The sequence below is a fragment of the Pseudomonas sp. LB1P83 genome, assembly GCF_054897885.1.
Map to the genome: position 1 here is coordinate 1,338,058 of NZ_CM142709.1, position 18,171 is coordinate 1,356,228.

At 60.2% G+C, this 18,171-nt stretch carries 17 protein-coding genes; 7 read left to right on the forward strand and 10 right to left on the reverse strand.

Going from position 1 to position 18,171, the window contains the following annotated elements:
• Window positions 1–22: 22 nt before the first annotated feature.
• From ACYZTY_RS06080 to ACYZTY_RS06090, 3 genes are all read left to right on the forward strand, one after another.
• Entirely contained in the window at window positions 23–859 is an 837-nt protein-coding gene (locus ACYZTY_RS06080; RefSeq protein ID WP_461957720.1) for a CvfB family protein, read from the forward strand.
• A 46-nt stretch (window positions 860–905) separates the two neighbouring features.
• On the forward strand, window positions 906–1,298 hold the full coding sequence (locus ACYZTY_RS06085; RefSeq protein ID WP_461957721.1) for a DUF2177 family protein: 393 nt from the start codon (window positions 906–908) through the stop codon (window positions 1,296–1,298).
• Window positions 1,299–1,519: 221 nt separating this feature from the next.
• Window positions 1,520–2,452: a DMT family transporter gene (locus ACYZTY_RS06090; RefSeq protein ID WP_461957722.1), complete on the forward strand. Its 933-nt coding sequence runs from the start codon at window positions 1,520–1,522 to the stop codon at window positions 2,450–2,452.
• Here the strand turns inward: ACYZTY_RS06090 and ACYZTY_RS06095 are convergent.
• Entirely contained in the window at window positions 2,397–3,578 is a 1,182-nt protein-coding gene (locus ACYZTY_RS06095; RefSeq protein WP_461957723.1) for an MFS transporter, read from the reverse strand. The genes ACYZTY_RS06090 and ACYZTY_RS06095 overlap by 56 nt on opposite strands.
• A 103-nt stretch (window positions 3,579–3,681) precedes the next feature.
• Between ACYZTY_RS06095 and ptrR the strand changes: the two genes are divergently transcribed.
• Together ptrR and ACYZTY_RS06105 are read left to right on the forward strand one after the other, a co-directional pair.
• Window positions 3,682–4,575 carry a putrescine utilization regulator PtrR gene (gene ptrR, locus ACYZTY_RS06100; protein ID WP_461957724.1) on the forward strand — a complete coding sequence of 298 codons (894 nt, stop codon included), beginning with the start codon at window positions 3,682–3,684 and terminating at the stop codon, window positions 4,573–4,575.
• A gap of 139 nt (window positions 4,576–4,714) precedes the next feature.
• Window positions 4,715–4,843, forward strand: coding sequence for a PA1414 family protein (locus ACYZTY_RS06105; RefSeq protein WP_007914492.1), 129 nt, complete (start codon window positions 4,715–4,717; stop codon window positions 4,841–4,843).
• Between the two features lie 216 nt (window positions 4,844–5,059).
• Here the strand turns inward: ACYZTY_RS06105 and ACYZTY_RS06110 are convergent, their stop codons facing one another.
• From ACYZTY_RS06110 to speB, 6 genes are all read right to left on the reverse strand, one after another.
• A complete protein-coding gene (locus tag ACYZTY_RS06110) occupies window positions 5,060–5,311 on the reverse strand; it encodes an acyl carrier protein (RefSeq protein ID WP_461957725.1) in 252 nt (83 codons plus the stop codon).
• 55 nt (window positions 5,312–5,366) lie between these two features.
• Window positions 5,367–6,092 (reverse strand): MBL fold metallo-hydrolase, encoded by a 726-nt coding sequence (locus ACYZTY_RS06115; RefSeq protein WP_461957726.1) that lies wholly within the window; start codon window positions 6,090–6,092, stop codon window positions 5,367–5,369.
• Between the two features lie 85 nt (window positions 6,093–6,177).
• Window positions 6,178–7,557 carry a sodium:solute symporter family protein gene (locus tag ACYZTY_RS06120; protein ID WP_461957727.1) on the reverse strand — a complete coding sequence of 460 codons (1,380 nt, stop codon included), beginning with the start codon at window positions 7,555–7,557 and terminating at the stop codon, window positions 6,178–6,180.
• Between the two features lie 193 nt (window positions 7,558–7,750).
• Complete coding sequence (locus tag ACYZTY_RS06125; RefSeq protein ID WP_461957728.1) at window positions 7,751–9,262, reverse strand: purine-cytosine permease family protein; 1,512 nt, start codon at window positions 9,260–9,262, stop codon at window positions 7,751–7,753.
• 54 nt (window positions 9,263–9,316) lie between these two features.
• On the reverse strand, window positions 9,317–9,724 hold the full coding sequence (locus tag ACYZTY_RS06130; RefSeq protein WP_461957729.1) for a YybH family protein: 408 nt from the start codon (window positions 9,722–9,724) through the stop codon (window positions 9,317–9,319).
• A gap of 9 nt (window positions 9,725–9,733) precedes the next feature.
• Window positions 9,734–10,684: an agmatinase gene (gene speB, locus ACYZTY_RS06135; protein ID WP_010462004.1), complete on the reverse strand. Its 951-nt coding sequence runs from the start codon at window positions 10,682–10,684 to the stop codon at window positions 9,734–9,736.
• Window positions 10,685–11,108: 424 nt separating this feature from the next.
• Between speB and ACYZTY_RS06140 the strand changes: the two genes are divergently transcribed.
• Entirely contained in the window at window positions 11,109–12,002 is an 894-nt protein-coding gene (locus ACYZTY_RS06140; protein ID WP_007945995.1) for a LysR family transcriptional regulator, read from the forward strand.
• A gap of 4 nt (window positions 12,003–12,006) precedes the next feature.
• Complete coding sequence (locus ACYZTY_RS06145) at window positions 12,007–12,600, forward strand: tRNA-uridine aminocarboxypropyltransferase (protein WP_461957730.1); 594 nt, start codon at window positions 12,007–12,009, stop codon at window positions 12,598–12,600.
• A gap of 152 nt (window positions 12,601–12,752) precedes the next feature.
• Here ACYZTY_RS06145 and ACYZTY_RS06150 read toward each other — a convergent pair whose 3' ends face one another.
• From ACYZTY_RS06150 to ACYZTY_RS06160, 3 genes are read right to left on the reverse strand one after another with little or no spacing between them, the layout of a single operon-like run.
• Window positions 12,753–14,120, reverse strand: coding sequence for an HlyD family type I secretion periplasmic adaptor subunit (locus ACYZTY_RS06150; protein WP_131062547.1), 1,368 nt, complete (start codon window positions 14,118–14,120; stop codon window positions 12,753–12,755).
• Between the two features lie 9 nt (window positions 14,121–14,129).
• Window positions 14,130–16,289, reverse strand: a complete 2,160-nt coding sequence (locus tag ACYZTY_RS06155; protein WP_461957731.1) for a type I secretion system permease/ATPase — start codon at window positions 16,287–16,289, stop codon at window positions 14,130–14,132.
• 18 nt (window positions 16,290–16,307) lie between these two features.
• A complete protein-coding gene (locus ACYZTY_RS06160) occupies window positions 16,308–17,666 on the reverse strand; it encodes a TolC family outer membrane protein (protein ID WP_461957732.1) in 1,359 nt (452 codons plus the stop codon).
• Window positions 17,667–18,171: the final 505 nt, after the last annotated feature.

Below are 18,171 nucleotides of genomic sequence, written 5' to 3' on the forward strand. Positions count from 1 at the left end.
CCACGCAATGAGGGTATTGGAAATGGCTTTAGTCGGGCGCTACAACAGTTTGCAAGTGGTTAAACACACTAACTTCGGTTTATATCTTGACGGTGGCGCGGACGGCGAAATCCTCCTGCCTAATCGTTATATTCCCAAAGATATTCCCAGCGAAGATGAAGATTGGCTCAACGTTTTTGTTTATCTGGACAGCGATGACAAACTCATCGCAACTACCGAAACGCCGAAAGTTCAGGTCGGTGAATTCGCCAGTTTGAAAGTCGTTGAAGTCAACAGCATCGGCGTTTTCCTGGATTGGGGTCTGCCGAAGGATCTGCTGCTGCCGTACTCCGAAGAAAAGCGCCAGATGACGGCCGGCGAATATGTCGTGGTGCACGTCTACCTCGACAAGCACACCCGCCGCATCACCGCGACGGCGCGCCTGGACCGCTACCTCGACAAAACCACGGCCAATTACACCCCAGGCCAGGAAGTTGATTTGCTGGTGGCCGAAGCGACCGACATGGGCTTCAAGGCAATCATCAACAACAAGCACTGGGGCCTGATCCACAAGAACGAAATCTTCAAGTTCATGCGCGCTGGCAAGGAAGAGAAGGGCTTTATCAAAGAAGTCCGTGCCGACGGCAAGATCAGCCTGAGCCTGCAACCGGTGGGCGAAGAAGCGGCTACCAGCCTCAATTCGAAGATTCTCGCCAAGTTGCGTGAAAACAACGGCAGCCTGCCGGTCAGCGACAAGAGCGACCCGACCGTGATTACCAGCATGTTTGGTGTCAGCAAAGGCAACTTCAAGAAGGCCATCGGTGCGCTGTACAAGAATGGCCAGATCGTCATTCATGCAGATCGCATTGAACTAAGCTGACCTCGCTCCGGCCCCATGTAGGACGATGACATGGGGTTGGGCGGCTATGAAAAAAGCGCTGTTTGCATACGCGGGCACCTTGCTCGCGTTTCTCGTGCTCGACGGCCTCTGGCTCGGCGTGCTGATGGCGCCCACGTATCGGGCGTTGCTCGGCTCGCTGATGCTCGACCAACCGCTGCTGGCCCCGGCAGCGGTGTTCTATCTTCTCTATGTATTCGGTTGTGTGGTGTTCGTGGTGTTGCCGGCGAATACCTGGCGGCGTGCTGCCCGTTTGGGGGCGCTTCTGGGATTGGTGGCGTATGGCACGTATGACTTGAGCAACTGGGCGACGTTAAAGGGGTGGCCGGCACAGTTGGCATTGATGGATATGGCGTGGGGCGCTTTTGCCACGTGTGTTGCTTGCAGCGCTGGGTATTGGGCTGCGCGCAAGGCGCGGTGATCTCCGTGGTTTGAGAGGCCGTCATCGCGAGCACTCCCCCATTGATTTTCGACGTGTTCACCAGGAAATTTTAAGGTCTCGTCGAAGCGGCATTTTCTGGCCGTTTGGTTAATAATCGACACCCTCATTTTTCGCCCCGGTACTGTTTGTTCAGCAAGCAGGCCGGGGCTTTGTTTTTACGGTCGGGTCACTGCCATGTTGTGTGTTGTCGAGGTTTTCCGGTGAGCGCCACCCGGCGTAGCGCCGATGGGTTTGCCCTGCAAGTGATGATCGGGTTGTGCCTGATCTGGGGTGTGCAGCAGGTGATGATCAAATGGGCGGCGCCGGACATCGCGCCGGTCATGCAAGCGGCGGGGCGGTCGGGTATTTCCGCATTGCTCGTAGGATTGTTGATCTGCTGGAAGGGCGGCTGGGATCAGGTCAGTAGCACTTGGCGTGGCGGCTTGCTGGCCGGTGGGCTGTTTGGCCTGGAGTTCTTCTTCATTTCCGAAGGCTTGCAATTGACCACGGCCGCACACATGTCGGTGTTCCTTTACACCGCGCCGATTTTTACCGCGCTGGGCGTGCACTGGCTGCTGCCAAGCGAGCGTTTGAGACCCGTCCAGTGGCTGGGGATTTTCCTCGCCTTCGTTGGGATCGCCATCGCGTTTGCTGGCGGGGTGTCCTGGGACAACCTCGATCACCGCATGTTGATGGGCGATGCGTTGGGCGTGCTGGCCGGTGCATCCTGGGGCGCGACCACGGTGGCGGTGCGCGCCTCGCGACTGTCCGAAGCCCCCGTCACGCTGACCCTGTTTTATCAACTGATCGTTGGCTTCGTCGGGCTGTTGCTGATCGCGATTCTCAGCGGTCAGGTGACCCATGTCAGCCTGACCACCGTGGCGGTGGCGAGTGTGCTGTTCCAGGGACTGGTCGTGTCGTTCTTCAGCTACCTGACGTGGTTCTGGCTGTTGCGCCGTTATCTGGCCGCGAACCTCGCGGTGTTTTCGTTCATGACGCCGCTGTTTGGTGTCACGTTCGGCGTGGTGCTGCTGGGTGAAGAGCTGAGCCTGAATTTCGTCATCGGCGCGGTGTTGGTGCTGCTGGGCATCACGTTTGTCAGCGCTGAGCAGTGGGTGCGCCGTCGTTTGCGAAAAGCGCTTGGGCAGCATTGACCGGACGCAACAACAGCCCGCCAGCCACCAGCAATCCGCTACCGGCGAGCACCAATGCTGGCTGCAAACCGCCACTGAAATGGCTGCTCATCGCTGCAAGCAACGGTCCGGCGAGCTGACCCACGGCGAAGCACGCCGTCAGTAGTCCGGCGTTGCGTTGGGTGGCGTGGGGCGCCAGTTCCCGGGAACGTTGCATCACCAGTTGCATGCAGGCCAGGAACGGCGTGCCGCAAAGAATCACCCCCAGCGCCAGACCCGGCCCGCTGCCCAACAGGCAGGCGAAGACGCCGGCGGCCTGGAGCCATAAGGTCGCGATCAGCCAGTGGCGAGTGCCATTCGGATGGGGTCGACGCAGGCTGACCAGCACCACCCCGATAGCCGACGCCAGGCCGAAGCACGGCCAGAACAGGTCGGCCAGCCATTGGCCATGAAACTGAGCGCTGGCCATTTGCGAAAGAAAAGTGGCGGGGATGATGTAGCCCAAGCCGTACAACCCGTAGATCACACCCAAACGACCCATGCCTTGATGGCTGGAAGTGGTTGCGCTCGGTGCGGCAACGACGGTTGCGGTCGGTTGTGGCAAAAACGGCAGAATGCCCAACAGCATCACCAGTGCGACACCGGCATACACCAGCCACAAGGTTGCAGAAGTCTGCCCCAGCAGGTGCGAGCCCAAGGCCAGCAACCCTGTCAGAAAAATCCCCAAACCCGGTCCGGCAAATACCAGGGCGCCAAGGCGCGGGCGACCGGCGGCTGCTGCCAGTGGCTGGCTCAACGCCGTAATCATCACCAGCACCCAGGCGCTGGCCACGCCGGTACCGAATCGCAGCACCAGGTGCGACCAGAACCCGTTGGCCCAGAACGACGCCAGCGTCAGCAGCACACACAACCACAAACCACCCAGCAATCGCCGGCGAACCTGTTCAGGACGGCGAGAGAACATCGCGTCCACGGCGCCGACGAAGTAGCCGAGGTAGTTGGCGGCGGCAACCAGACCGGCGGCGGTCAGGTCGATCTGACCTTCACTGAGCAAGTGTGGCATTTGCGGCGTGAGGGCGAAGCGCCCGATGCCCATGGCCATCATCAGGGCAATAAAACTGGCGAGTAAGCGAATCAACGGAGACATGGTCTGGGTTCCGGCAATGGATCAATGACCGTCAGGCTAGGACTGATTGACTTTCTTTAAAAATGAATAATATTGAGCAACTTGTTCTGGTTTGGAGAAGATCGTGGAATTCAGCCAATTGCGGATCTTCCAGGCTGTGGCGCAGGAAGGCTCGATAACCCGTGCTGCCGAACGTTTGCATCGGGTGCCGTCAAACCTGTCGACGCGGCTTAAACAACTTGAAGAGCAGCTCGGCGTAGAACTCTTCGTGCGTGAGCGTCAGCGTTTGCAGTTGTCACCTGCGGGAAAAGTCCTGCTGGACTACACCGCCAAACTGTTCAGCCTGCATGACGAAGCCCAGGCAGCGGTGCAGGGCGGTCAACCGGCCGGGGACTTCGTGCTGGGCACCATGTACAGCACGGCGGCGATTCATCTGCCGGGGTTGTTGGCGCGTTATCACCGCACTTACCCGGCGGTGAACCTGCAAGTGCAGTCCGGGCCCAGTGGCGAATTGCTTGAAGGCTTGCTCACCGGTCGTCTCGATGCGGCGCTGGTGGACGGCCCGCTGGAGCTGGCCGGTCTGGACGGTGTGCCGTTATGCGACGAGCGGCTGGTGCTGATCAGCGAGGCCGATCACCCGCCGATCCTCAGCGCCCTGGATGTAGAAGGGCGCTCGGTGTTCACCTTTCGGCAGGGTTGTTCCTACCGGATGCGCCTGGAAGCCTGGTTTGCCCATGACCACGCAGCCATGGGCCGGGCGATGGAGATTGAATCCTATCCGGGAATGCTGGCGTGTGTGATTGCCGGCTCGGGTGTGGCGCTGATGTCGGAGTCGATGCTTGCCAGCCTGCCGGGCCGCGAAAGTGTGGCGGTGCACCCGTTGGCGGAGCCGTTTGCCCGCGCGACGACGTGGTTGATGTGGCGCAAGGGCATGGTCGGGGCCAACCTGAACGCGTGGATTGAGCAGCAACAGGCGGTCTATCCGTCGGCGCCGATTCAGGCCCCGGCGATAGCTTGAACTATCGGTCAGGTATTTTGATCAATTCAGTAACAGATCATTGCGGATTTGGGCGAGCAATGCGTAGGACTTCGGACTATTATCAGTGCGAAGGGGCCACAGAATTCCGGTCGCTCGGCACTACCCTGAAGGGGGCACCATGAAAGAGAAAATCCAAAACTGGCTGCACGATCTGGGTGTTGCACTCGGTTTGATCGAACCGCCTCTGCAACCTGTGCCTATTCGCACTGACGACGAACAGCGTCGACGCCAGCAGCGCCGCCGGTAATCGCAACGCTGCTGCTGTTGTTGTAGCAGCTGTCGAGCACCGCGAGGCAGCGTTCGGTTCGGGCCGCGTTCGGACGCAGCAGTCGTCAACCCTGTTTGCAAGATTTGCCTGACACACCGCGTCGTCTGATTCACGACTGCTTCGCAGTCGAACGCTGCCTCGCGGTGCTCGACAGCTGCTACAGGGAAACAGGCGAATCCAAGATCGTGGGCGGGCTCAATCCCGCCCGATCTCAATCAAAAACCGACTCAAATCATTCGCCGTCCTGGCGTTCTTGAGCATCCGGTCTTCTTCCGCCGTAAACGCCGTCAAGCCCAGCTCATCCTCCAGATGGAAGATCAGCTCTTCGATATCCTGTTTATCCAATCCCAACTGCGCCAGGCTGGCGTTGTCGTCAAAGTCATCCTGACCCTCCAGCAGACGGCTGATGTAACGATGCACGGCGGCACGGACGGCAGCTCTTTTCATGATGGTTCTTCGAGGGCGTTATTGTTGTTTTCCCTGCGTTTGAGTACAGCAGGCTTCAGGCGTGTGAGCGTTGCCACTCGTCAATCATCGTGCGCAAATGTTCCCCGGAAAAACTGCCGAAATGCCCGCCGTGTACTGTGCGGATTGGCAGCGCGCGCAAGCGTTGCAGGCTGCGGGCGTAGTCGTCGAGATTGGAGTGGTAGGCGTCTTCGATCAGCGGACCGTCGTAGATGATGTCGCCGCTGAACAGGGTTTCGGTCGCGGCTTCATACAGGCTGATGCCTCCCGGTGAATGCCCCGGCGTGTGCAGCACGTGCAGCACGCGATTGCCCAGATCCAGCATGTCGCCTTCTTCAATCATCCCCGTGGCCGGTGCGGCTTTGACCCGGTATTCGGCGTAGCACAGCGGGCAGTCCGGATGCGCCTCGAACATCTCGTCACCGACAAATGCCCGGCTCAAATCGTTTTCGCCGTCAGGCGCCGCCAGGATGTCGGCCTCTGCCGGATGCACCAGCCGCTCCGGAAATTCGTGATGCCCGGCGATGTGGTCGAAATGGCAATGACTGGCCACCGCCACCAATGGCCGCTCGGTGATCCACGGCAGTTGTTCGCGCAGGCTCACCAGCCCGGAACCGCTGTCCAGCAGCAAGTCCTTGTCGCGACCCTGAATGTGCCAGAGGTTGCAGCGATAGAAGGGCCTGATGTAAGGCTCGTGAATCAGCCGAATGCCGTCACTGAGCTGTTTGACCTCGAACCACTGATCGCGAGAAACAATCTTCATCAAAGGTTTTCTCCAGACGAAAAAAAACGGGTGTGGCAACCGACGCCACACCCGTCGAAGAAAGCATCAAGTCGTTATGGAAAGCTTAGATGGCACTCGCCACCGCTGCCGGGCGACGGGACAGCAAGCTGACCACGACGAAGCTCACCAGGCCGACGCCGAGGCTGTAGTAGATCGGGGTGTTGGCGTCCATACCGTCCTTGAACATGAACAGCAGCGCAGTGGCAAAGCCCATGCCCATGCTGGCGATAGCGCCGGCGGTGGTTGCGCGTTTCCAGAAGATTGCACCGATCAGCGGGATCAGCATGCCGCCCACCAGCAGGTTGTAGGCCAGGGTCAGGGCGCTGATCACGTCGTTCACCACCAGCGCGATACCCAGCACGGCGATGCCGGTCAGCAGGGTGAACAGGCGGTTGATGCCCAGGCTCGACTGTTTACCGCCGCGCAGTTTCGGCAGCAGGTCTTCGGTCAGGGTGGTGGCAGCGGCGAGCAGGCCGGCGCTGGCGGTGGACATCATGGCGGCCAGTGCCGCAGCGATGACCAGGCCACGGATACCGTCCGGCAGGGACAGTTTGACGATGGCGGCGAAGGCGTTGTTGACGTTGTCCAGGTCCGGGATCAGCACATGAGCGGCCATGCCGATCAGGGCGCAGGCCAGTCCGTAAAGGATGCAGTAGAAGCCTGCGAAGGTACCGGCGACTTGAGCCACTTTGGCGCTCTTGACGGTGAACACACGCTGCCAGATGTCTTGGCCGATCAGGATCCCGAAGAAGTAGATCATGAAGTAGGTGATGATGGTGTCCCAGCCAATCGTGGTGAAGCTGAAGGCGGTTGCCGGCAGTTTCAACACCAACTCATCCCAACCACCGACGCGGTACAGGCAGATTGGCAACAGGATGAACATCAGGCCCACGGTCTTGATGACGAACTGGACGATGTCGGTCAGGGTCAGGGACCACATGCCGCCGATCGCCGAATAGATCACCACCACGCCACCGCCGACCAGTACCGACAGCCAGAACGGCAGGTCGAACAGTACTTGCAGCACGGTGCCAATGGCCAGGATCGAGACCACGCCGATCATCAGCGCATACGCCAGCATGATCACCGCGCTCGCGGAGCGGGCCATCGGGTTGTAGCGTTTTTCCAGCACCTGGGTAACGGTGTAGATCTTCAGTTTCAGCAGCGGTTTGGCGAGGAACAGGTTCAGCGCCACGATCCCGCAACCGAGGGCCGCGCAGAGCCAGAAACCGGAGATGCCATGGACGTAGCCCAGGCGCACGGTGCCGACGGTAGAGGCGCCGCCCAGAACGGTAGCGGCCATGGTGCCCATGTACAGGCTCGGGCCGAGGTTACGACCGGCGACCAAAAAGTCTTCGTTGGTCTTGGCCTTGCGCATGCCGTAGTAGCCGAGTATCAGCATCGCGGCGGCGTAGATGAGTACGACGAATAAATCCAAAGCCATGATGGCGTGTCTCCGATTGTCTTTTTTATGGTGAGGCGAAAATCAATCCCTGTGGAAATACCCATTCCTTGTAGGAGCGAGGCTTGCCCGCGAAGGCGGTGTGTCAGTCAACATTGATGTTGAATGTGCCGCCGCCTTCGCGGGCAAGCCTCGCTCCTACAGGTAATGCGTTGACCACAGGTAGTGCGTTGAATCAGGCGGGTTGTCGCATCGTCGGTTTACCGAGCGAATCCGTGCCTTTGCTGCGTGGATCGTTCGGTCCGAACACCGCGGCCGGTTCCGGGAACAGGCTCAGCAGCGTCAGGTACACCAGCGACGCCAGGCCGAGGGTCACCGGCAGGCTGATGTCGATGCCTCCCGCCAGTTCACCCAGCGGGCCAACGAATTGCCCCGGCAGGTTCACAAAGCACAAACCCACCAGTGCACTCGGGATCCAGGCACCCAGCCCACGCCAGTTCCAGCCGTGGGTGAACCAGTAGCGGCCACCTTTCTCGCCGCGGGTGAACACTTGCAGGTCATCCGGGCAATAGAAGCCGCGACGCACCAGCAGACCGATGATCATGATCACCATCCACGGGGTGGTGCAGGTGATGATCAGCACGGCGAAGGTCGACACGCTCTGCACCAGGTTCGCCGCAAAGCGTCCGATGAAGATGAAGGCAATCGACATCACCCCGATCAGCAACGTCGCCTTGACCCGCGACAGCACCCGAGGGAACACGCTGGACATGTCCAGCCCGGTGCCATAGAGCGAAGTGGTGCCGGTGGACATGCCGCCGATCACCGCGATCAGGCACACCGGCAGGAAGAACCAGCTCGGCGAAACCGCGAGCAGGCCGCCGACGTAGTTGTTGGCCGCGATGTAGTCCGGTGCCTTGATCGCTACGATGGTGGCGGTGGCGAGGCCGAACAGAAACGGGATGAACGTTGCGATCTGCGAGATCACCACGGCGGCCATGATCCGGCGCTTGGAAGTGGCACGCGGGATGTAGCGCGACCAGTCACCGAGGAACGCACCGAATGAAATCGGGTTGCTCATCGCCACCAGTGCAGCGCCGATGAAGGCTGCCCAGAAACCCGGCTGCCCCATGCTCACGGTGCCGGCGTAGTTCACATCGAAAGGCCCGGCGAACGCGAAGATGCCCAGCAGGAACAGCAGGCTGGCGCTCCACACGGCGATCTTGTTGACCCACAGCAGGAAGCGGAAGCCATAGATGCAGACCGTCAGCACCAGAATCGCAAACAGACCGTAGGCCAGGCCCAGGGTCAGGTCGGTTTCCGGCAAACCGATCAGGCGTTTGGCGCCACCGATCAGCGCATCACCCGAACTCCACACCGACAGCGAGAAGAAGGCGATGGCGGTCAACAGCGACAGAAACGAACCGACGATCCGCCCGTGCACGCCGAAGTGCGCACCGGAAGACACGGCGTTGTTGGTGCCATTGATCGGACCGAACAGGCCCATGGGCGCGAGGATCAGCGAGCCCAGCAGCACGCCCAGCACAATCGCCCAGACGCCGGCCTGAAAAGACAGGCCGAACAGCACCGGGAAACTGCCGAGCACGGCGGTGGCAAAGGTGTTGGAACCACCGAAGATCATCCGGAACAAGTCCGTCGGGCCTGCAGTGCGTTCGTTGTCCGGGATCTGTTCGACCCCGTAGGTTTCAATGTGCGTAAGGCTTTGGTCTTTGTTGTTGTTATTCATGATCAGCTCCGATCATAAAGGCGCGCTCATCGTGTGTGAGCGTCACCTGTTTGGCTAAGGGGGTGGCAGCCCTTCCGGCATCGCGGACAAATGTTCGTGGCAGGCCAGCCATAGGCCTTGTTGTTGTCGGCGAAACACAATCGTCTCGCGCTCCTGGCTGAAGTGTTGCTCCCCTTGCATGCGCAGCTCGGTGGCCACGTCATGGATGAAAATCGCCACGTCACCTTGCAGGCTGACGAAGGCATTGCTTGAAGTGCACGCAAGCACCTCGAAGCCATCCTCGGTGCGCCAGGTGTCCCACAACGCCTGATAGGCATCGCGCGACAGCAGAGGCTGCTCGAGGGTGTAGAACACGAAGCTGGCATCGGCGCTGAACGCACCGAAGTAGGCTTCGCGATCGTTACGGGCGAAGGCGGACACCAGATCGGCAGCCGCTCTCAAAACCTGATCACGTTCGTTCATGACCGATCCTCAGCGGTGGGCCACGCCAGGCAGTACGCAGAGCATTTCGTACAGCAAGTTGGCGGCCAGCAGCGAGGTGTTGCCGGTGGTGTCGTAAGCGGGCGAGACTTCTACCAGATCGCAGCCGATCAGGTCGAGTCCTTGGCAGCCGCGAATGATCTCAATCGCCTGAATGGTCGTAAGACCACCAATTTCCGGGGTGCCGGTGCCTGGGGCCCAGGCTGGGTCGATGCCGTCGATGTCAAAAGTCAGGTACACCGGACCGCCGCCGACTTTCTCGCGAACTTCAGCCATCAGCGGTGCCAGGGACTTGTGCCAGCACTCTTCAGCCTGAACCACACGGAAGCCCTGTTTACGGCTCCAGTTGAAGTCTTCAGAGGTGTAACCTTGGGCGCGCAGACCGATTTGCACCACGCGATCGCAATCGATCAGGCCTTCTTCGGCCGCGCGACGGAAGGTGGTGCCGTGGGCGACTTTCTCGCCGAACATGTGATCGTTCACATCGGCGTGAGCGTCGATGTGCACCAGGCCGACCTTGCCGTGCTTCTTATGGATGGCGCGCAGGATCGGCAGGGTGATGGTGTGGTCGCCGCCCAGGGTCAGCGGGATCACGTTGTGTTCGAGGATGGCGTCGTAGGATTCTTCGATGATCCGTACGGCGTCCAGCAGGTTGAACGTGTTGATCGCCACGTCGCCGATGTCGGCAACCGACAGCGAGTCGAACGGTGCAGCGCCGGTGGCCATGTTGTACGGGCGGATCATCACCGATTCAGCGCGGATTTCGCGAGGTCCGAAACGGGTGCCAGGGCGCAGCGAGGTGCCGATGTCCAGCGGAACGCCAACGAAAGCAGCATCCAGACCGGCAGCGGTAGGCAAATGGGGGAGTCGCATCATGGTGGCGATGCCGCCGAAGCGCGGCATTTCATTGCCGCCCAGTGGTTGGTGAAGAATCTTGTCCACGGGTAAGGCCTCATCGTCGTTGTTTTATTTATGTCGGTTGCGCCGCTCCGGGGAGGTACGGGCACCGTTGGGGGCCGATTCTGCGAAATGTAGTGGCCGGGAAGAATCGCTACGGGCAAATACTTAGTTCAGATTTTTCTAAACTAATGCCGATGACGACGATAGACTCACAATGCTCATGTAGCAGCTGCCGAGCCTGCACTCGATTCTGTAGCAGTTGTCGAGCACCGCGAGGCAGCGTTCGGCTGCGAAGCAGTCGTAAAATCGATCAACGCGGTTTTTCAGGAATGCCCAGGGTTCAGGTTTCACGACTGCTGCGCAGCCGAACGCTGCCTCGCGGTGCTCGACAGCTGCTACAGAGCCGAACGGTGCTCGACAGTTGCTATACGATTTCTACGTTTGAAGTTTTCTGCTGGAGTGCCCCATGGCCAACGCTTTACCCGACCTGAAACTCCTGCGCATTTTCGTCAGCGTGGTCCGTCATCAGGGGTTCGCCAACGCCCAGCAAGAGCTCAACCTCTCGACCTCGGCCATCAGCACCTACATGAGCCAGCTCGAAGCCGCCCTTGGCCTGGTGCTCTGCCATCGCGGTCGCGGTGGTTTCAGTCTGACCAGCAAGGGCGAACTGTTCCATCAGGAAACCCTTCGTCTGTTGGGCGAGCTCGAAGGCTTCGAGCAATACGCGGCGGCGTTGAAGGGCGAACTGCGCGGCACGCTGAACCTGGGCGTCATCGACTCCACCGTCAGCGACAAGGCCTTGCCCTTCGCCGAAGCCATCGGCGCCTACAGCCAGGAACACCCGGCCGTGCATTTGCACCTGTCGGTCATGAGCCCTTACGAATTGCAACTCGGCGTGCAGGACAACCGTCTCGACCTGGCCATCGGCGCGTTTTCCACGCGCATGAGCGGCCTGGTCTACATGCCGCTGTACCGCGAACAACACTGGCTGTATTGCAGCAGCCGTCATCCGCTGTTCACCGAGCGGCGCATTCCCGAACAAGTCATCACCCAGCAGCGCATGGTGGGCCGTGGTTACTGGAGCCAGGCCGAACTGGCCCGCCACGGTTTCAAACACAGCGCCGCCACCGTGGAAAGTATGGAGGCGCAGCTGATTCTGGTGCTGTCCGGCGCCTACATCGGTTACCTGCCGGAGCATTACGCCCAGGCCTGGGCGGACAAGGGCGATTTGCGCGTATTGCTGCCGGCGACCTTTGGTTATCAGGCGCCGTTTTCGATGATCGTGCGCCGTGGCCGCAGTCGCGAGCCGCTGATCCAGACCTTCCGCGATCTGCTCAAAGCACAACTGAACCAGGCCTGAGAACATGTCCAGAATCCACTGTCCGCGCTGCCTGCGCCCACAAACCCATTGCCTGTGCCCATTGATCCCGAGCCTCGACAGCCGCACCCGGGTGTTGCTGTTGCAGCATCCGAGCGAAGTGAACCATGCGCTGAACACGGCGCGACTGGCCGCGTTGGGCTTGAAGAATGCCGAGTTGATTGTGGGCGAGGTGTTCGAGGATTTGCCGGCGCTGTTGAATCAGCCGGGTTATCAGGCGCGACTGCTGTTTCCGGCCGATGATGCGCAACCGATGCAGGCGTACACCGCGAATGACGAGCCGCTGTTGCTGGTCGTCCCGGACGGCACTTGGCGCAAGGCGCGCAAGATGTTGCACCTCAATCCGTTGCTGGCGGCGTTGCCACGAGTGACGTTGGCGGATGGCGGCGTGTCTCGATATCGACTGCGCAAAGCCCCGGGGCCGGGGGCGTTGTCGACGGTGGAGGCGATTGTTCAGGCGCTACAGACGCTGGAAGCGCCGACGACGTTCGAGCCGCTGTTAAAACCGTTCGAGGCATTGATCGAGGGGCAGATTGCGGCGATGGGGGAGGAGACCTACCTGCGTAACCATGGCAAGTGATCTCTTGTGGCGAGGGAGCTTGCTCCCGCTGGAGTGCGAAGCGCTCCCAAACTTGTCGACCCAGTACACCTATTGCGCTTGGTTGAATGATTTTGGGGCTGCTGCGCAGCCCAGCGGGAGCAAGCTCCCTCGCCACAGAGAATGAGTCAGGCCTACCGTTCCCGCATCGCCTCGGTCCGGGCTTTCAACACCGGTTTCAGCAAGTAATCCAGCACACTTTTCTCCCCGGTGATGATGTCCACCGTCGCCACCATCCCCGGAATAATCAGCAACGGTTTCACATCCCCGCCCAAGTGGTTTTTGTCCGTCCTCACCTGAATCAGATAAAAGCTGTTGCCCTTGTCATCGGTAATCGTGTCTGCACCAATCAACTCCAGCTTGGCAGTCAACCCGCCATAAATCGTGTAGTCGTACGCGCTGAATTTCACCATCGCTTTCTGCCCCGGATGCAGGAAAGCCACGTCCTGTGGCCGCACCTTGGCTTCGATCAGCAAGTTGTCTTCAATGGGGACGATTTCCACCATGTCGCTGCCCGGTTGAACCACGCCGCCGATGGTATTGACCTTCAGTACCTTGATAATCCCGTGTACCGGAGACACCACGGTGGTGCGGGTCACACGGTCATCGATGGCGATACTCGACGCTGTGATTTTCGACAGGTCGGTGCGTTTTTCATTCAGCTCTTTCGCTGCGTCCGAACGGAAGGATTGTTCCGATTCATCAATCTTGCTTTTGATCTCGTTGATCGCCGATTCCGCCCGTGGAATCGCCAGCGTCGTGGCGTTCAGCGAGCCGCGAATCTCCACCGCGCTGCGTTTGAGCCGCAGGATTTCCACCGGTGAAACCGCCCCGGTGCCCACCAGCGGCGCGGACATGTTCATCTCTTGTTGCAACAATGCCAGGCTCGAACTGAATTGCCCCTGTTTGGAGCGGAATTCCGCCAGTTCCTGGGTTTTTTGCCGAAGTTGTTCACTCAACGTGCGTTGCTCACTGGCCAGTCGACGCTGACGTTGTTCGTACAGCGAGCGCTCGTCCTCGGCCACTTGCGGGGCCTTGGCGATCACTTCAGGCGATAGCTTGAACGGCCGGCCTTCCGCTTCGGCCGACAGCCGTTCGACCTGCGCAGTCAACGCATAACGATCCGCTTCGCTCTCGCCCTTGTTCGACAGAAACCGCGTGTCATCCAGGCGCAGCAACGTGTCGCCCTTGTTCACCATTTGCCCTTCGCGCACGAAGATTTCGGTGACGATGCCACCCTCAAGGTTCTGAATCACCTGGACCTTGCTCGACGGGATCGCCTTGCCTTCGCCCATGGTGACTTCTTGCAGTACCGCAAACTTGGCCCAGACCAGCGCTGTAATCAGCAACGCAGCGGCCAGCCACACGGTAATTCGCGACCAGCGGGGCGAGTCCTGCAACGAGGCGCCGGCGGTTTCCGGCATGAATTCGCTTTCTGCGGTTTTGCCGAAACTGCCGAAATAGCCCCGGTCCTGCGACTTGTCTGATGATGAACGGGCCATGGGTAGCTCCTAGACAGCCGCAGAGCCGACACGGCCCTTGCGCAGTGCATCGATGACCGCTTCTTTTGGACCGTCGGCAACGATCCGCCCGTTGTCCAGCACCAGCAGCCGATCCACCAGGCTGAGCATCGAGGTGCGGTGGGTCACCAGCAGCAAGGTTTTGCCCTGCACCCAACCGTGGAGTTTTTGCCGCAAAACATCTTCGCTGCTGTTGTCCATCGCGCTGGTGGGTTCGTCGAGCAGCATGATCGGCGGGTCCAGCAACAAGGCCCGGGCCAGCAGCACTGCCTGACGTTGACCGCCGGACAGCAACTGCCCGCGTTCGCCAACGGGCCGGTCAAAACCTTGCGGGTGCTGACGCGCCAGCTCGGTGACGCCGGTCAGCTCAGCGACTTCGAGCATTCGCGAATCGCTGATGTAACGGGCGCCAAGGGTCAGGTTGTCGCGCAGGCTGCCAGCGAGCAGTGGCAGGTCATGGGCGACGTAACCGATCTGTTGGCGCAGGTCGGCGACATCGAGTTGCCGCAGGTCCAGCCCATCGAGCAGCAGTTGCCCTTCTTCCGGCGCATAGAATCCCATGACCAATCGCGCCAGGGTGCTTTTGCCCGAACCGCTGCGACCGATGATGCCGATCCGCTCGCCGGGTTTGACGCTGAAGCTAACGTTGGCCAGGGCCGGGGCGTTCTGGCCGTTGTAGTGGAAGGTCACACCGCTGACATCCAGTGCACCTTGCAGTTGCGTGCGCTCCAGCGGTCGCTGTTTGGCGTCGCGTTCTTGCGGCAATGACATCAGCGCATCGGTGCTTTTCATGGTCAGTTGCGCTTGCTGATAGCGTGTGATCAAACCCGCGATTTGTCCCAATGGCGCGAGCACGCGGCTGCCGAGCATGTAGGTCGCCACCAGCGCACCGACGCTGAGGTTGCCGGCGATGATGCTGTAGACCCCGGCGACGATGGTCGCCATGCCGGAGAATTGCTGGATGAACAGCGTGCCGTTGGTGGCCAGCGCCGAGAGGTTGCGCGCATGGCTGTCGAGGCGGGTGAGGGCGCCGTGGGTGCTTTCCCATTTGTGCTGGCGCTCGCTTTCGGCGCTGCACGCCTTGAGGGTTTCCAGGCCGCCGAGGGTTTCGATCAGCAGGGCCTGGCGTTCGGCGCCGAGGCTCAAACTCTTCTGCACGGTTTCGCGCAGGCGCACCTGGATCACCATCGCGAAAATGATCGTGATCGGAAAGGCGAGCAACGGGATCACCACCAGCCAGCCACCGAGCAGGCCGATCACCACCAGCATCAGCACGGCAAAGGGCAGGTCGATCAGGCTGGTCAGGGTGACGGCGGTGAGGAATTCGCGCAGGCCCTGGAAGTCATGGATGCTCTGGGCGAAACCGCCGATGGTCGCCGGCCGCGCTTTCATGGACATGCCGGTGATGCGTTCGAACAGCGTCGCCGAAAGAATCACATCGGTTTTCTTCCCGGCGGTGTCCAGCAAGTGCGCACGCACGACCCGCAGCACCAGTTCGAAACCGGTGCCGATCAGCAAGCCGATCGACAGCACCCACAAGGTCGACGTGGCCTGGTTCGGTACCACCCGGTCGTAGGTTTGCATCACGAACAGCGGCACCATCAACCCCAGCAGGTTGATCAAAAAACTCGCCAGAATCGCATCGCTGTACAGCCATTTGGACAGCTTCAAGGTGTCGCGAAACCAGGCCTCGACACGCGGCACCAGCGGCGAGCGCAAGTCTTCGAGTTCATGGCGTGGCCGGGCGAACAAGGCCTGGCCACTGTAATTCTCGGCCAGCTCTTCACGGCTGACCCATTGTTCACCGCCGTCCGCTTCGCTGGGCAGAATCAGCAATCGGCCGTCATCGCCGAAGCGTCGCAGGATGGCAGTGCGGCCATTGTTGAGGATCAGCATCACGGGCAGGTTGAGCGCGGAAATGTCCGCCAGTTCGCGGCGCAACACCCGCGCTTGCAGGCTGGCCCGGGCGGCTGCGCGGGGCAGCAGGTCCAGGCTCAAGCGCTGCTTGTTCAGTGGCAGCCCTGCACTCAGGCTGGCGCGACTGACCGTCGCACCGTGGAGTTTGCAGAGGATCAACAGACCGTCCAGAAGCGGGTCATCGAAGCTCAGGCGCGGATCGACACCGGTGTTGCCGGGTTCCATGCTGGTCAAATTGATCTCTCCACAGGCCTACTTCAGTTCAGGCAAACGGGCTTCGTTTTTCACTTCGGTGGAGGCGATCGCATCGGCGGGCAGTACCACCCGTTGTTTGCTCAGCAACTGGCCCATGTTCGCCAGCACGCGGTACATCGAATATTCCTCGGTGTAGCGCACTTCGGTGTAGCGGCGATTGGCGTTGTAGAGCTCGTTTTCACTGTCGAGCAAGTCGAGCAGGGTACGTTGGCCGAGGCCGAACTGGTCCTGATACGCCACGCGCACGCGTTTACTGGTGTCGGCGTATTCGCGGGCGGTCGGGGTTTGTTTCTTGGCATTGACCATGGCGTTCCAGGCCAGGTGGATGTTCTCGTTGAGTTGGCGCAGGGCGTTGTTGCGGATGTCCATCGCCTGGTTGATCTGATGCGCATTGGACTGCAGGCGCGCTTTGTCGCTGCCACCGCGGAACAGGTTGTAGTTCATCACCACACCCACGCGCCATTCGTTGTCGTGGCCTTCATCGCCTTGCACGTTGTTGTTCGCGCCCACCGCCGCTTCGGCGTCGAAACGCGGGTAGAACGGCGACTTGGCAACTTCGTACTGGCTCTCGGCCGATTGCACGTCAGCCTGGGCGGATTTCAGGTACGGGTTGTTTTCCACCATGCTCTGCTGGGCTTCCGGCAGGGTGGCGGGCAGTTCGCCACGGATCGACGGCGGCGCTTCGAGCTCATCGGGCATGCGCCCCGTGACGGCGTAGAAGTTCGACTCGGCATCCGCCAGATCGACCTCGGCGGTGTCGAGGTTGTTTTGCGCCAGTGCCCGGCGCGCGCCGGATTGGTCGGAGTCGGCGTTGCTGCCGACGCCACGCTGGGTGCGCAGGCCAATCTGGTCGTTGACCCGCAAGTGAGCCTGCAAGTTGTTCGTGGCCAGGGTCACCAGTTCGCGGCGCTTGAGCACTTCGAGGTAGACCTCGGTGGTGCGCAATGCCAGGTCCTGAGCGGTGCCTTGAGCGTAATAGGCCCGGGAGTTGACCACGCCCTTGGTGCGTTCGACTTCGTTCGCGGTGTTGAAACCGTCGAAGAGCATCTGCCGCAGGCGCAGCTCCGACTGGGTGTAGGTGAGGATTTCGGTGTGGTGATTGCCGAACGCCCGAGTATTGGTGTTATCGCTGTACCCGCGCCCGTAGGCGGCGTTCAGGTCCACCGATGGATAAAATCCCCCCTTGGCGACTTTCACTTGCTCATCGGCCGAGAGGCGGCTGTCCACCCGCGACGCCAGTTCCGGGTGGGTGGCGATGGTGCTCTGGATCGCCTCGGTCAACGACATGGCTTGCGCCTGGGATGTGCAGGCCATCGCCAGCAGAATTGCGCTGTATAGGGGGGTTAAAACGCGCATGGGTACATCTCCCTGATTCCTGATGGTTCTTTATAAGTCGCCAATTATTTGACGGCATTTATAGGTAAAACCGTTTCATGCTTGTAACAACGAAGCTAAGAACATTCTAGAGCGTAGCTAAGAAATTTTTTTCATATGGTTTATTCCAAAAAAAACTTATGCGTGCTGCGAAATCCAGCACATTGTTCACTCCGGAAGCCCTTGATTTAGGAGCTCTTGGGAGTATTCGAGGGTTTAAGGAAAGTTCCATTCACTTATCGACATAGGGCGGAGAAGTGCTGGAGGGGAGGGAAGCGAAACGGTTTTGAGGTGACAGTTTTTTGTCACTGCTTAGGTTCAAGATCGTTACGCATCGCTCGCAGGGCGATTTGATGGTGATTGGCGCCCCAAGGTTATTGATTGCAATGGGGTTTTACCGAAATCGGACACGTCCCCTGCGAGCGACACGCTTGGCGAGAAGAACGCCGGGGCATCGGCTTACTCAGGTAAACGCGCCCCGCAGGCG

What these genes read in the sequence shown, in the direction of transcription:
- ACYZTY_RS06085 (WP_461957721.1), top strand. Translation starts at nt 906, where the DNA reads ATGAAAAAAGCGCTGTTTGCATACGCGGGCACCTTGCTCGCGTTTCTC.
- ACYZTY_RS06125 (WP_461957728.1), bottom strand. Translation starts at nt 9,262, where the DNA reads ATGAATAACAACAACAAAGACCAAAGCCTTACGCACATTGAAACCTAC.
- ACYZTY_RS06105 (WP_007914492.1), top strand. Translation starts at nt 4,715, where the DNA reads ATGAAAGAGAAAATCCAAAACTGGCTGCACGATCTGGGTGTTGCACTC.
- ACYZTY_RS06080 (WP_461957720.1), top strand. Translation starts at nt 23, where the DNA reads ATGGCTTTAGTCGGGCGCTACAACAGTTTGCAAGTGGTTAAACACACT.
- ACYZTY_RS06120 (WP_461957727.1), bottom strand. Translation starts at nt 7,557, where the DNA reads ATGGCTTTGGATTTATTCGTCGTACTCATCTACGCCGCCGCGATGCTG.
- ACYZTY_RS06145 (WP_461957730.1), top strand. Translation starts at nt 12,007, where the DNA reads ATGTCCAGAATCCACTGTCCGCGCTGCCTGCGCCCACAAACCCATTGC.
- ACYZTY_RS06095 (WP_461957723.1), bottom strand. Translation starts at nt 3,578, where the DNA reads ATGTCTCCGTTGATTCGCTTACTCGCCAGTTTTATTGCCCTGATGATG.
- ACYZTY_RS06115 (WP_461957726.1), bottom strand. Translation starts at nt 6,092, where the DNA reads ATGAAGATTGTTTCTCGCGATCAGTGGTTCGAGGTCAAACAGCTCAGT.
- ACYZTY_RS06140 (WP_007945995.1), top strand. Translation starts at nt 11,109, where the DNA reads ATGGCCAACGCTTTACCCGACCTGAAACTCCTGCGCATTTTCGTCAGC.
- ACYZTY_RS06150 (WP_131062547.1), bottom strand. Translation starts at nt 14,120, where the DNA reads ATGGCCCGTTCATCATCAGACAAGTCGCAGGACCGGGGCTATTTCGGC.
- ACYZTY_RS06160 (WP_461957732.1), bottom strand. Translation starts at nt 17,666, where the DNA reads ATGCGCGTTTTAACCCCCCTATACAGCGCAATTCTGCTGGCGATGGCC.
- ACYZTY_RS06130 (WP_461957729.1), bottom strand. Translation starts at nt 9,724, where the DNA reads ATGAACGAACGTGATCAGGTTTTGAGAGCGGCTGCCGATCTGGTGTCC.
- ACYZTY_RS06110 (WP_461957725.1), bottom strand. Translation starts at nt 5,311, where the DNA reads ATGAAAAGAGCTGCCGTCCGTGCCGCCGTGCATCGTTACATCAGCCGT.